This is a genomic window from Mesotoga infera (genome assembly GCF_900157305.1).
In the GTDB taxonomy this organism is placed as follows: Bacteria; Thermotogota; Thermotogae; order Petrotogales; family Kosmotogaceae; genus Mesotoga; species Mesotoga infera.
Genome location: NZ_LS974202.1, coordinates 1,435,694 through 1,450,236, shown reverse-complemented (window position 1 = coordinate 1,450,236; position 14,543 = coordinate 1,435,694). Strand labels below are relative to the sequence as shown.

At 45.6% G+C, this 14,543-nt stretch carries 11 protein-coding genes and 1 pseudogene; 1 reads left to right on the top strand and 11 read right to left on the bottom strand.

Annotation, left to right across the window (positions count from 1 at the left end; all coding sequences use genetic code 11):
• Positions 1-166: 166 nt before the first annotated feature.
• Positions 167-1,564, top strand: coding sequence for a type I glutamate--ammonia ligase (gene glnA / locus MESINF_RS06455; RefSeq protein WP_169699059.1), 1,398 nt, complete (start codon positions 167-169; stop codon positions 1,562-1,564).
• 50 nt (positions 1,565-1,614) lie between these two features.
• Here glnA and MESINF_RS06450 read toward each other — a convergent pair whose 3' ends face one another.
• From MESINF_RS06450 to ltrA, 11 genes and pseudogenes are all read right to left on the bottom strand, one after another.
• Positions 1,615-2,499, bottom strand: a complete 885-nt coding sequence (locus MESINF_RS06450) for an ABC transporter substrate-binding protein (protein ID WP_169699058.1) — start codon at positions 2,497-2,499, stop codon at positions 1,615-1,617.
• An 18-nt stretch (positions 2,500-2,517) separates the two neighbouring features.
• Positions 2,518-3,159, bottom strand: a complete 642-nt coding sequence (locus MESINF_RS06445; protein WP_169699057.1) for an ABC transporter permease — start codon at positions 3,157-3,159, stop codon at positions 2,518-2,520.
• A 4-nt stretch (positions 3,160-3,163) separates the two neighbouring features.
• Positions 3,164-4,297 carry a betaine/proline/choline family ABC transporter ATP-binding protein gene (locus tag MESINF_RS06440; protein ID WP_169699056.1) on the bottom strand — a complete coding sequence of 378 codons (1,134 nt, stop codon included), beginning with the start codon at positions 4,295-4,297 and terminating at the stop codon, positions 3,164-3,166.
• A 12-nt stretch (positions 4,298-4,309) separates the two neighbouring features.
• Entirely contained in the window at positions 4,310-4,972 is a 663-nt protein-coding gene (locus tag MESINF_RS06435) for an ABC transporter permease (protein WP_169699055.1), read from the bottom strand.
• A gap of 1,189 nt (positions 4,973-6,161) precedes the next feature.
• A complete protein-coding gene (locus MESINF_RS06430; protein ID WP_169699054.1) occupies positions 6,162-7,604 on the bottom strand; it encodes a xylulokinase in 1,443 nt (480 codons plus the stop codon).
• A 59-nt stretch (positions 7,605-7,663) separates the two neighbouring features.
• On the bottom strand, positions 7,664-8,572 hold the full coding sequence (locus tag MESINF_RS06425) for a sugar ABC transporter substrate-binding protein (protein WP_169699053.1): 909 nt from the start codon (positions 8,570-8,572) through the stop codon (positions 7,664-7,666).
• A gap of 14 nt (positions 8,573-8,586) precedes the next feature.
• On the bottom strand, positions 8,587-9,546 hold the full coding sequence (locus MESINF_RS06420; RefSeq protein WP_169699052.1) for an ABC transporter permease: 960 nt from the start codon (positions 9,544-9,546) through the stop codon (positions 8,587-8,589).
• Positions 9,543-11,030, bottom strand: coding sequence for a sugar ABC transporter ATP-binding protein (locus MESINF_RS06415; RefSeq protein WP_169699051.1), 1,488 nt, complete (start codon positions 11,028-11,030; stop codon positions 9,543-9,545). Before MESINF_RS06415 ends, MESINF_RS06420 begins: the two co-directional genes overlap by 4 nt.
• The gene (locus tag MESINF_RS06410; protein ID WP_169699050.1) at positions 11,027-11,836 is read right to left on the bottom strand and encodes a BtpA/SgcQ family protein; all 810 of its coding nucleotides are present in this window, start codon (positions 11,834-11,836) and stop codon (positions 11,027-11,029) included. Before MESINF_RS06410 ends, MESINF_RS06415 begins: the two co-directional genes overlap by 4 nt.
• Positions 11,833-12,786, bottom strand: a complete 954-nt coding sequence (locus tag MESINF_RS06405; protein ID WP_169699049.1) for a sugar-binding transcriptional regulator — start codon at positions 12,784-12,786, stop codon at positions 11,833-11,835. The genes MESINF_RS06410 and MESINF_RS06405 overlap by 4 nt, the downstream gene beginning before the upstream one ends.
• A 398-nt stretch (positions 12,787-13,184) precedes the next feature.
• A pseudogene (gene ltrA, locus MESINF_RS06400) lies at positions 13,185-14,455 on the bottom strand (group II intron reverse transcriptase/maturase).
• Positions 14,456-14,543: the final 88 nt, after the last annotated feature.

Below are 14,543 nucleotides of genomic sequence, written 5' to 3'. Positions count from 1 at the left end.
AGGTCATTCTCGTCATCTTCAGAGCATACTTTTTTACAGAATAGAATGAACAATATAGAGCGGCATAGAACCTCTTCAACGACTCTGTAAGAGTATAGTCGGAATTGAGGCCCGTTTCTTTTGAATGTACAATACTAAACACGGATCGCAATCTTGGAGGTGCATAATGCAGGAATCGCTAATGAAATACAACGGGAAAATCGATTTCATCGATCTGAAGGTTGTGGATATAAACGGAAGACTTCGACATGTAATGCTTCCGGGAGACCGCCTTGACGACAGCATCTTTGCAGAGGGAATCGGTTTCGACGCTTCGAACTTCGGTTATGCCACAGTGGAAGACAGCGATATGATAATGGTCCCCGATCCCGATACCGCTTTCGTCGATCCATTTTACGAAGCCACCACGCTCTCGTTTCTCTGTGATGTGATCAAGACAAGCGATGGGAAGCCCTTTATGCAGTATCCCAGGAATGTTCTCAAAAGCGCCGTCGGCAAACTCAGGACGGTAGGCGCAGCCGAGGCTCTCTTTGGACCCGAGCTCGAATTTCACATCTTTGAAGGCGTTTCTTACGACGTATCTGCCAGCGGCGCCGGATATAGAGTCGAGGTATCTGAAGGTTACTGGAATAGCGGGACTCTTTCTAAGGAGACGAGAGTCGATCAAAAATCCGGTTACCACCGGTGCCCTCCGGCCGACTCGATGGCGGAGTTCCGCAACGAGGTTGTCTTGACTCTGAAGAAACTGGGCATTCCCGTAAAGTACCACCACCACGAAGTCAGCAGCGCGCAGCACGAGATAGAGTTTCTCTTCCAGAAAGCAGTAAGCAGCGCAGATTCTATCGTGATCTCCAAGTATGTTTTGCAGAATCTCGCGTATCGCCATGGACTTACCGTGACATTTATGCCCAAACCACTCTTTGCTGAGGCCGGCAACGGTATGCACGTGCATCAGTTTCTTAGAGATGGTTCTGGAAGGAATCTGTTCAGCGGGGATGAATACTGTGGACTGAGTTCAATGGCCCTTTCCTACACGGCCGGGATACTGTTTCATTCTCTGTCCGGTTCTCTTCTGGCTTTCGGAAACCCTTCCACGAATTCGTACAGGCGACTCGTTCCCGGTTTTGAAGCGCCGATATGTGCCGTCTTCGCCAGGGGCAACAGGAGTGCCGCCGTCAGGATACCCGGATACGTCAAGGACCCTGCCAAGGCAAGGATCGAATACAGAACTCTTGATGCCAGCTGCAACGCCTATTATGGAATAGCTGCCATGCTTTGCGCAGGCATAGACGGCGTGAAAGAGAAGATGAATCCCTCGGAAATGGGCTTCGGTCCGATCGAATCGAATATCTACAATCTCTCCGAAGAGGAAAAGAAGGGCATAAGGTTCTTCCCGTCTGATTTGAAGGCGGCGATTAACGGGTTAGCCGAGGACAATGATTATCTTAAGGGTACTTTCCCGGAGGATCTGATCAGCAGATGGACGTCTCTGAAGGAAAAGGAGATCAAATACGTTAACAGTGTTCCCTCGCCAGCCGAGTTCAAGCTTTACTACGACCTTTAGGAATATAAGGAACATATAAGAAGAGCCGCCCCAAGAGCGGCTCCTTTTTCTTACTTAATCAAACCGAGACCCTTCAGAAAGTTTCGGGCGACTTCATCGGGTTCAAGACCTTCGGCATCGACAAGGTAATTAAGCCTTATCATTATCGGTTCAGTTAAATAGACTGAAAGTGGTCTCAGTATATCCGCGATTTCCGGGTTCCTGTCGAGCACGTCTTTTCTTACCGTTACAGCCAAATTATAGAATGGAAAGAAGTTCTTTGTATCTTCCAGCACCAAAAGCCCATACTTCTCGAGCTTTCCGTCCGTCGAAAAGACCATGGCAACATCGATCTGCTTCTTTGCAAGCGCTTCATACGTTAAGCCGATTTCCATCGTCTTTACCTGATTTCTTTTCACGTTGAACCCGTACATTTCGCTCATTGGCCAGAAACCGTCGTCTCTTTCAAGAAATTCGTAGACTACTCCAAAGAGGAGATCGGACTTCTCGTGAGTGAGTTCGGCAAGATCTTCAAGTGTTTTGAGCCCGTGCTCGGTGGCGTATTCCCTTGTTACCGCAAGGGCGTACGTATTGTTGAAGCCGGCCATATCGAGCCATACTATGCCGTTTTCGAGATCTTCCGCCTTGACTGCTTCATACAGCTCTATCGGATCCTTTATCATCACTTCGTGGCCAAGATATGTCGGCCAGGCAGTTCCCGTATAGTCTGCGTACAGATCGATCTGACCGGTTATCAAAGCGTTTCTGGCAACGAACGAGCTCATGCCGAAGGTCTCTGTGACTCTGAACCCGGCATCCTCTAAAAGCAGTGATATCATGCTACTGGCAATATACTGCTCGGTAAAGTTCTTCGCGCCCACATTCAGTCTCGTCTGACCAAATGAAATAGCTGCGATGACTAAAATTATCGTCGTGATTAACAGTACCTTTCTCAATTTCTACACCTCCGTGTTCTATACTCTGAGGCCTTTCGAAGTTATCGCTTTTTCAGAAAGACCGAGGACTATGTCAACCGCTATTGCCAGTATCGTTACGGGAATGGCTCCGGCGATTATCATCGGACCCCTACTCATTCGAAGCCCTGTGAAAATAATCTCCCCGAGTCCACCGGCTCCAATTGAAGCCGCAATAGCAGCCGTACCAATATTTATCGTCGCAGAACTCCTGATTCCCGATAGCATTGTTGGAATAGTTACTGGAAACTCAACCTTCCAGAGTATTTGCCTGTCCTTCATGCCCATTCCTTTGGCGGCCTCTTTCATCTTCGGTGATACACTCATCAAGCCCGAAGCGGTATTGAAGACTATCGGAACTAGACTGTATAGAAAGAGCGCAAAGACAGCGGGTGTTGCGCCAATTCCCATGAACAGGAAGACCAGGGCAATTACTGCGATACTGGGAACGGCCTGAGTTGCCCCTGTCACTGCAAGCACAATTCTGCCGATCTTCCTCTTTCCGGGTCTTGTAACAAAGACTCCGATTGCTATACCGACTACAACGGCTATACTCCAGGAAGATAAAAATAATAAGATGTGCTCCAGAAATTTTTCCAGTATATATTCGGAGTTTCTTGACATATATTCGAATACGCCCATTGAATCACTCCTCCGCGACGGAACTGTATGAACTGACGATTTTTGTCAGATCCCTGAACCGAAGGATGCCAAGCAGAGTGTTCCTGTCGTCAATCACGGGTAACGATGAGAGTCCGCTGCTCATCATGAGCGACATCGCTTCCATAAGCGTGGAATGGGGTTGTATCGTCTCGATCTTCCTGATCAACTCGCCGCCCAGTTTCGTATCTTCTGGTTTTTTTAGCAGGGATTTCAGCAACACATAACCCTTTAGTTTTCCCTTACTATCGACAATAAAAGAGTACTTTCTCTCAGTTTCTTTAAGAGTTTTCACTGCTTCGCCAACGGTTATTCCGTTTTGCCCGTAGACGATTTTAGTGATATCTGTGATGTAGTTGTCTTTTACTCTGAGCAATTCAAGGCCTTTAAGAGCCCTATCGGCACCCAAAAGATCTTCGACAAACTCATTTGCCGGCTCATTGATCACTTCCATTGTGTCGGCATACTGTACAAGCTTGCCTTCATCGAGTATCGCGATTTTGTCTCCGAGTTTTATTGCCTCCCGTATATCGTGAGTGACAAACACGATCGTCTTTTCGATTTTTGACTGTATCTCCAGGAATCCATCCTGCAGCTTCTCTCTGTTTATCGGGTCAATCGCCCCGAAAGGCTCATCCATGAGTACAATCTTCGGATCGGACGCCAATCCCCTCGCAACTCCGACCCTTTGCCTCTGTCCACCAGACAGCTGGGCGGGATACTTTTCTGCAAACTCTTCCGGTTCAAGATTGACCAGATCTAGCAGCTCATATATGTGTTCCTTTATCCTGGATTCGTCCCACCTCAACAATCTTGGAACGACGGCGATATTGTCGAATACGCTCATATGCGGAAAGAGTCCGATTTCCTGTATTACATAGCCTATCTGCCTTCTCAAAACAATTGGATCGATGTCTTTCTGAGAGACCCCATCAATCAAAATCTCGCCACTTGTGGGCTCGATCAATCTGTTTATCATCTTCAAAGTCGTGGTTTTGCCACACCCGGATGGACCGATAAGTATTGTTAGTTTCTTGTCTTCAAAAGTGATATCAAGGTTATCAACAGCCCTAAATCCGCTCTCATATTCTTTGGAAACTTTCCTGAATTCTATCGACACTCGACTTCCTCCCTACTTTCCGCGTTCAATTTTCAATCCCTTTGGCGTAATGGCCTCTTCCAGCCAAAGAAGCCCATAATTCATCCCTATCCCCAGCGCGGAGACCATGATTGCCCCGAGCATGATCATGCCGAATCTTGACCTTCCAAGACCGGCGAAAATGAAGTAACCGAGTCCTCTGGCGCCTATAAGATAAGCGATCGTTGCAACGCTAACTCCCATTACCGCGGCATTTCTGACTCCGGCCATAATAGTAGGTATGGTGAGCGGCAGACTTATCCTGAAAAGTATCTGCCTGTTTGTCATTCCCATTCCTCTGGCCGCTTCGATCATTCTTCTGTCTACCGAACCAACGGCCACCACGGTATTTCTGATTACCGGAAGCAGTGAATAGATGACAAGAGCGATCACGGCTGGGATTACTCCTATACCGGCCTTTAGAGGCGCAAGCAAGACAACCATGATGCCAAAAAGCGCAAGGCTGGGAACAGTCATTAACACACTGGCCAAATATAGAGTTATTCCAGCTAACCTCTTGTTTCTTGATACAAATATGCCAATGGGAACACCGACACCTATCGCTATCGGAAGCGCAATAGCTATTATCTTCAGATGATTCAGCAGTTCAACAATTGCGAGGTCGTAATTCTCGAACAAGTATTCAAAAAAGCCCATTCTCTCTCCTTTCAAACTCCACAGGAAAATCCTTTATTTATAGCTACTATTTAGCCATCACGATAAACGATTGCGGATGAAATTCGGCGAATTCCCAGGCACAATCCAAAAGGTCATGCAAGAACTTACGAATTATAAATAGATGTATAGCGTAGTCTATTAATTAATTGAGTTAAATCTTTTGACTTTTGCATCAACCGGATTATACCATATATATGACTAAGATATTGGCACGCTTATGAACATTTGCTAAAAATACGATAGTTATAAAGCTCATTTGAAGATGATTATAGATATAGAGTTTTTCGAAACGTAGTAATAATAGTAATAGCAGAGACCGTTTTTAAAAGTCATTTGATTGATGAATATTAGCACAATTTAATAAGCGGACATAATTCAAGATTCTACAAATTAGCCCAAATCAACAAGAAAGAGCGGTTCCTCGTTCCGACACCGCGCGTTCAGGTTCCTCGTTCTTGGTTCAAGACAGAGGAAAGAGCGGAGATGCCGGATCAGGTCCGGCATGACGGGAAGGGAGTAAGACTGTCATCCCGTTAACCGCCCCCATCCTGTCATCCCGTAATGTTCCTATACGGGATCTCGCTCTTCCCGCTCTTTCGAAGGAGCGGAGATGCCGGATCAGTGTCCGGCATGACGGGAAGGGGCTGTCATCACGCAGTACACCAATACTGTCATCCCGTAGTGCTCCTATACGGGATCTCGCTCTTACCAGGAACCAACAACGAACAACCAACAACCGCTCTTATCATCCCACTATGGTTCTCGCTCAGAAGAGCCGTCCTTCGTTGTTCGTCCCAGATCATGGACCCGTCCTTCGTGCAGTTCCTCGTTCCGATGCTGCGAGTCCAGGTTCCTCGTTCTTGGTTCAAGACAGAGGAAAGAGCGGAGATGCCGGATCAGGTCCGGCATGACGGGAAGGGAGTAAGACTGTCATCCCGTAGTGTCCCCATGGAGCCTGCCCTGAAATGCTCCTATTCAGGGTCATCCCGTAGTGCTCCTATACGGGATCTCGCTCTTACCAGGAACCAACAACGAACAACCAACAACCGCTCTTATCATCCCACTGAGGTTAGTGGAAAAAGAGTTTGTCTCAATAATAATTTATAGGCTGTAAACAATTGTCTTGAGATATCTTGAATCAATATTTGAGATTGCTCATCACCGACTGTTAGAAGATGTCTTTTATCGAAGAGTAGAGAGCTTCATATTTTTGTGACAGAACTCTGTATTTCGAGTGCAGTTCTTGATCTGGTACAATCTTAGTGGAGTTATTCCTCTGCTCTTTAATTGAATCTAATTCAGTTATGTCAGAATAAGCATGATAAGCTGTCATCGCCATTATTGCGTCTCCATATGATGCGTCTATGTCCCTATAGACGTATAGCTCTCTTCCGGTGATGTTTGCAACAATCTGAAGAAGAAGTCTGCTTGCAGTCATTCCTCCAAGCACATGTATCTTATTTGGAACATGTGACACTGTTTTCAGTCTCCTGAGAAGAAGATCAATCTCATACCCAAGACTTTCCAGAGAAGCCTTGAAGAGCTTATTTCTGTCGTCGGTCTTCTGTAGTCCAAAAATGACACCCCTGGCGGAAGGATTATCGTATGGAGCCCTGGCGCCATCAATGTATGGCAGAATTATGATTCCCGTCGGACCTTCATCTCTATCTCCACCGATTTCCGAATGGAGCAGTTCCTTAATCCATCCAACGAAACGACCTCCAGAGGAAGTGGCTGCACCAAGCCTATATGTGCCTTCCAGAATCGACGCTCCAGGAGTAAAGCCATCAAGAAGATGAAGTTCGCCGGTAGTAAGTAGCATGCTCGTAGTAGATCCGAAAACAACGACCAAATCACCGGGATTTATACCGCCGCATGCCATCGCCTCTCCATTGATGTCGCAGGCACCGGTAACGACCGGGATTCCATTACTCAAACCAGTTTCCTCTGATGATGAAGCGTCTACCCTGCCAATAATACTGAGGGGCCACGAAAGTCTTGGAAACTTGTTTTCATCGAGACCCGCCTTTCTAATGATTTCCTTGGGTAAATCACGGCTTTCAAAATCAAGCAATCTTGTTCCCGCAGCAGTCGGAAAATCCCACGTTGTCTTCCCTGTCAAACGTCCAGAGACAAAGTTGTTGCTTTCAACGAATCGAAAAGTCTTTTCGTAGGTTTCAGGTCTATTCTCTTTTAACCAAAGGATTTTTGGAATTACTGAGTGAGTTGTGAATTCTCCTCCAAGATGATTCTTGAGGTATTCATTTCCGAAAAACCTGTTTAGCCTTTCAATCTGATTTGTCGCTCTTGTATCTATACCGTAAAGGATAGCATTGTATAAAGGCTTCAGTTCATTATCTACAGGGACAAATGTTCCGCACACTGAACTAATGCAGAGAGCTTCGATTCTCTTCACATCGATGTCTCGACAGATAGATCCTAGAACCTTCCTGAAACCTAACCACCAGTTCTTTTCTGCCTCTACTTCAAAGAAGCCCTCTTCTGGGCTTATAACGGTACTCTCAACCCTAGATCTTTCTACAATAGCTCCCCTTTCATCCAGCAAAGTCGCCTTTATTGAAGAAGTCCCCATGTCCACGCCAAGATACAAAATACTCACCTCATTCTAGAAACAGACGCCCGTTTGCACGGGCGTCTACGATCATAAAATTACTCTGGAAGATTCGACTTGTCAATTAATGGCGCATCTGCGTATATTATCTTTCTTCCAGCAGCTTCTGCAGGATCGACTCCCTGAAGAATCTTGTCTATAATCTCTGCTGCCGTGGAAGCCATTCCCTCGAAGGGCTGCGCCACTGTTGCCGTCATGTTGCCACTAGCAATCCTTCTGAATGTTTCCTCATTGCCATCCGCACCAACGATCAGAGCGTTAGTAATTCCGTACTCAGCAAGAACGTCTGCCGCTGCGTAAGCCAACTGGTCAAATGCGCACCAGACCGCGTCAATTTTATTTCCATACTTGAGTGCAAAGGTCTCCATAGCCGATCTAGTATCGTCCATGAATCTCGCAGATGCAACGACACTGTATTCAGCCAGAACATTTATTCCCGGATACTCTTTGAGGACTACATCAAGAACGGAGCCTCTTCTTCTTGTTCCGTAATGCTTGACGAACTTGATGACTATTATGTTACCATTGCCGCCCAGAGAATCCATCAGGTAAGTTGACATTTTAGCACCTATTACAAAGTTGTCCGAAGTAATGTCTGCAACGACTCCGTCAACGTATCCAGAATCGATTGTGATTACCGGAATGCCTGCATTAAAAGCCTTATGAAGTGCATCAATAACAACATTGGGATGGCCCATTGCAAGTACAATAGCGTCTACATTCATCTGAACGAGATTCTCGATCTGAGTGGACTGTGTTTCATCTGATCCCATAGAATTAAGCTGGACAAGATCCCAACCTTTCTCACTGCAGATTTTCACAAATTCATTCAATACTCTTGCCTGTGATTCAGAAGAGAAATTTGTTGCAATGAAGCCAATCTTCACCGCTAACATTGATGCTGAGATCATAACAGTTACTAATAGAACAGCAAGAAACCTTTTCACTTAAATCGCCTCCTTCATTTTCCCTCCAGCATCTTTGCTTGGATGGAAGTTATGGTAACCGAAAGAATTATTATTGCTCCTTTTGTAATGTCCTGCATATAGTAGGGCGCCCCCGCCAATGTCATTCCGTTGTTCAAGACACCGATCATAAGGGCCCCGATGAATGTTCCGAAAGGACTTGCCCTCCCTACGCTAAGAACCGTCTCTCCCAGGAGAGCGGCAGCGAAGCCATCCATCATGAACCCCGTAGCTCCTTCAGGATTGGCCGCACCGAGTTTCGAAGTCAAAAGAATTCCAGTGATCGAAGCGGCCGTACCGGAGAGAACTAAGGCAAGAATCTTGTACTTGTCCGTGTTGACTCCAGCAAGTCTGGCTGCCATCTTATTGGCGCCAGTAGCCTGCATATACTTCCCAATCTTCATGTTGTTTATCATTAGATGAGCTGCAAAGACTACTAAGAGCATTATGATTACAAGTGATGGTATCGGACCAACATTACCTCTGCCAAGAGCAAGGAAGGAATCGGGCATCTTTCCATAAAAGGAAACACCCTTTGTATATGCGTATATTAGCCCAGTAGCAATTATTCCTGTCGCCAATGTCGTAATAAGTGATGGAATTCCAACTTTTGTGACTAACAACCCTGCAACTATTCCAAAGGCTGCTCCAACAGATAGTGAGATTATTATTGCCAATAGAGGATTCATTCCAGAGAATATGAGTCCCGCAACAATTACACTAGTTAGACTTGCAACATGCGCAAATGATAGGTCGAGTTCTCCAACAATCAAACACATAGTAAAACCTTCAGAAATTATCGCGAGAAGTGCTATCTGCCGAAGTATATTGAGCAAGTTTTTGACCTGTATGAATCCAGAAACAAAAGAAGTGAAAACAATAAAGACTGCTACTAAAGCGATTATTGTTCCGAATTGCGTCAAGAACTGTTGAATCTTAATTTTCTTCTTAGTCATGATTTCTTCTCTCCTATCATCAAGGCGAGGATCTCTTCTTCATCGAAAGGAGGAACAAACTCACCCAGTATCTTGAATCCCTTCATCACGTATATCCTGTCGGAGATTGCAACAAGTTCGCGTAGATCGGAACTGATAAACCAAATCCCTGCTCCGTTCTTAGCAAGACTTCCCATTATGTTGTAGATCTCGGTCTTAGCATCAACATCAATGCCCTGAGTTGGCTCATCGAATATCCAAACCAATGCGTTTTCTCCCATCCACTTGCCCACAGAGACTTTCTGCTGATTCCCGCCGCTGAGAGTCCTTACCAGTTGTTCAGGCGAAGACACTTTTATTGAAAACCTCTTGATTGCCTTTCCAACATATTCATTGATGTCCTTTCGGACCGTGAATCCAATTTTAGATAGCGAAGAGAGGTGCGGAACGATCAGGTTATCCTTCACGGACATCTGAACGAAGAGGCCTTCAGCACGCCTGTTTTCTGGAATCATGGCTATTCCCTTTCTTACACTCTGGCCGGAAGACTTCGAAGTGAAACGTTTCCCATTGAGAGTAATCTCCCCCGATTCGTGCTTAGCGCCTGAGAAGATAGATTTGGCGAGCTCAGTTCTGCCTGCCCCAACCAGACCCGCGAAGCCCGCGATTTCGCCCTCTCTTATCGAGAACGAAATATTCGAGAACTTCGATCGAACGCTGGAATAGTCTTTAACAGAAAAAACCTCTTTGCCTATCTCTGTTTTGGTTTTGGGGTACTGGTTTTCCAGGTCCTTAGAAATCATCAGCGAGATCAACTTCCGCTCGCTAATCTGATCGCCGTTTTCGACCGTAGCAACTTTTTTCCCGTTTCTGAGTACGGTTATTCTATCTGAGATCTCAAGAACTTCGGAAAGATGATGGGAGATATAGAGGATCGTCATTCCTTTCGACCTCAAATCCCTGATGAGCGTAAATAGTATTTCAATCTCCTTTATACTCAGGGGAGCAGTAGGTTCATCGAAGATAATAATTTTTGGATCTCTGAAAAGTACTTTGAGTATTGTAAGCATCTCCTGCTGACCGCTTCCCAGCTGCTTTGCGGGGAGGGTCATATCAACATCCAGATGATATTTGGATATAAACTCCCTGGCTTTAGAAATCATCGCTCTTCTTTTTAAAAAACCAGCCTTCGTCTCTTCTAAACCTAAGAAGAGATTCTGATACCCTGAAAAGTGCGGTACGAGCTCTCTTTCCTGATGAACCACGCCTATGTGCTTGGAGGCATCCTTTGGCGAATGGAAATGCATCTCCTCTCCCATGAGAGAGAAACGGCCTGAGGTCGGCCTGTAAACGCCTGCGAGAATCTTTACCAGTGTTGACTTACCAGCACCGTTTTCGCCAACTAAAGAATGGATCTCTCCGGCTTCAAGATCCATGTTTACGGAATCAAGAGCGACAACTCCAGGAAATGCCTTTGTCAATTCCTGAATTTCGAGAATTTTCATGGCAGCTTCTCCCTCAGATGCTTTGCCTTCTCCATGAATTCCTTAGCCCTTTTCTTGTCTACCGGCTTAAATGTATCTCCGTCTACCTTGACGCTAGTACCCATGATTATGCCATCGCCTAAAGTCAGCATTTTCTCGATATTGTCTATTGTAGTTCCCGTTCCTACAATAACGGGTCTCCCCACTGATCCTTTCCTGGCCATTAGAAGATCCTCCTCAGGGATCTCGCTCCCTGCAGTTGTACCTGCAAGGCATACGGCATCTGCTAGTCCGAATTTGACCGCCCCGCGCGCGATATCTTCGAGTCTTCTTCCGCCCAGTGGTTCGGTGTGACCGCTTATGTTTGCGAAAACCTTAAACTCCCCATTAATGGAAGCCTTCAATCTCTGAAGCTTACCCGCGTCGGGATCGACCATTCCCCAATCGCCGACAAAGACCCACGAAAGAAATGTCCTCACGAAATCGGCTTCAACCGCTGTCCCGATAGAAATCGCCGCTTCGGGATCTGCCAGAACGGAAAGTCCAAAAGGTCTATCGACGACCTTCTTCGCCTCGGTTATAAGTGCGCTCATAGCGGCCACAGTGACTTTTGAAACATTGGACATGTACGGCCTATCTCCTTCATTGCTAAAGCTTACACCATCAAAACCTGCTTCAAGGAGGGCTTCTGTATCCCTAAGGGTGATGTCCATAATCTTCTTCATACCGCCTCCAGAATCATAGAGAGGCGACCCTGGAAGCGGCGGAAAGTGCACCATCCCGATTATTGGTTTCTTCACTCCAAACATCTCTTCTAGAATATTCACAGCTCTTTACCTCCGTTTTCAAGAATATATTTGCATGTCTCCGAATCGGTAATTAGATAATTAACAATCCTCTTCTTTATTGCGGCACTCACACTTCTAATCTTTCTAGAACCTCCTCCAATTCCAACTCTATTCTTAATGGCCATAAGCTTCTCGAATGGAATCGATATCATACGCCGATTAAAACTGATATCCATCTCCTCACCGTTTTTGTCGATGATTCTTCCCACAATATCACCCACAGCGCCTCTTTCTTTGATTTCTTTAACAATACTGGGGTACTTTACGATCGAAGGGAAAATGCTGTACTCAATTTCAGGTCCCACTGAGAATATCGCTGTGTCAAGATCATCCCACATCTGGACTATTGCCGAAATTTGAGGTTCATTAAGGAAAACGTCCTTTATTTTCTCACTGCTCACTATCGCCGGCGCAAGAAGGAGTTGAAAAGTGCACCTCAATATCGAAGCCATAGAGCCAACCAATTTGTTTGTTTCATTCTGAAGATTCTGCAATCCCCACCCACCCATTAGTGGGATCAGCTGAATGCCCGGAATGCTCCTTTCACCATCAAAGGACTCTATCATCTCAAATATGCTTCCTCCCGCTCCGATTCCTACCTTGCTGCCAGGAGAAACAATCTCGAAGAACAATTCACTTGCTTTCTTTCCTAAGAGTTTCTTTATGTGCCAGTCATCACGGTCAAGAGGAGACTCTACCACAACTGCTCCGTCAAGGCCATAATTTTTTTTTAGAGACTCTTCCATCTGCGTAACCCTTTTCAATATATTGGTGATCTTAACCTTTACAATTCCACTGTCTATAGCTTCCTGAAGGATTCGAGACACAGTCGGAACAGAGATCTTAAGAGTTTCGGCTATCTCCTTCTGAGAACACTTCTTGAAGTAATAGAGCTCAGAGGCCTTTATCATCAAAGAGGGTGCGTACATAAATACCTCCTGCAAATATTTTCTGCAATTTCTTTCATGTATTCTACATCTCATCTCGTCAGTTTCAAAATCAGCAAAGTGAAGATATCTCAAGATAATTGGGCTTAACCATGTTTATTTAATTCTAGTTACTATTATTCGAGCGTACTCGGCAACGGAGTATGTTTTTGGCAAGTGGGAAATGGTTCTTCCTCATAGCTTATTAACTAGCTCATAATGGCCTTCAATCTCAGAAGTTCAAAAGAACATCTGCCGCACATTATCCGCTGCTTCTTTGACTCCCCACATTCGGGTCTTTCACCCTATAGTTGTGTACCATGCCGGGCGCACATCGAGTAGGAGAGGGGCGGAGCCCCTCGTCCTCTCACAGAACCGTGCGTACGGGCCTCGTACACGGCTCATGGATCGAGTATCGGATACTTCGACAGGGGATGATAGTACGATGTCATATCGAATAAGTTCATCTCTTCAAAGAACCTGTTGGGAATGGCGTAATTGACTGCTTTTGTGTGAGAAGAGCGCCATTTGTTCATTCTCAAATTGACTTTCTCTTCCCATCCAGCCCTTCTAAGGACTCTGTTCAGTTTCTTTGTGCTCTTCCACTGGTGTAGTATGATGGCTCTAAGCCTTCTCCTTATCCAGCTCAAAAGCCCTCTCAAGGAAGATTGTAAGTCTACTATCCTGAAATAGCTGGCAAATCCTCTCAACAGTGGATTTAGCTCTTTCACTATTTCCTTTACCGGTGTGCTCTGGTTCCTTCTTGTAAGTCCCTTGACCTTTCCCTTGAACCTTTTCAATCTGGATTTCTCTATCCCAACTCTCTCGCCTTTTATTTCGAAGCCAAGAAAGTGAAAGCCCTCCTCCAGTGTTGTGATTCTCGTCTTGTTTCTGTTGACCTTGAGCTTCATGTCAATCTCCAGTATGTTGATCGCGATTGCCAGAAACTCTCGGGCTTCTTCCTGGGTTTTCGAGAAGATTAATATGTCGTCTGCATATCTGACTATCCTTATTCCTCTGGCTTTCATCTTCTGGTCGAACTCGTCCAGGTAGATGTTCGCCAGCAGGGGACTTATTACACTACCCTGTGGACTGCCAGTTTCTGTTGCCTTCCAGACTCCATCTTCCATTACTCCGCTCTTCAGCATTGCGCGTATGAGTTTGAGTATCTTTCCATCACTCACTCTCTCTGCTACGGAGTCTATTATCTTCTCATGATCCAGAGTGTCGAAACATTTGCTCAGGTCAAGTTCCACTACATTGCACAGACCGTATTTGGATGCAAAAGCTTTCGCCTTCTCCACCGCCTGCCAGGCATTTCTTCCCTTTCAGTAACCGTAACTGGAGGATGGAATCTTTCCTCGAATATAGGTTCCAGTATCTCCTTGAGAGTATTGTTCGTACCTCCCTGTCTCTCACAGTAGGTACTTCCCAATTGCCTTGTTTTACCATCTGCTTTTGGGATTTCTACTCTCCTGAGTGGCATGGGCATGTACTCACCGCTCTTGATTTCTTCGGATAATCTCTCGATTTCTTCAAGGAGTTTCTCCCCGAATGATTTTACGGTTACTCCGTCTATCCCAGGAGCTCCTCTGTTGGAGTTTACCCTGTGATAGGCTTTCAATAGGTTCTTCTTCGAATAGACTTTGTCGATTAGACTGTAATACTTCATCTCTTTCTCCTGCATGCTCCCTTCCAACAGCTCCAGCCTCAGATATTGTTGCGACAATTAATGACTGGCTTCTCTACCCTCCCGGGAA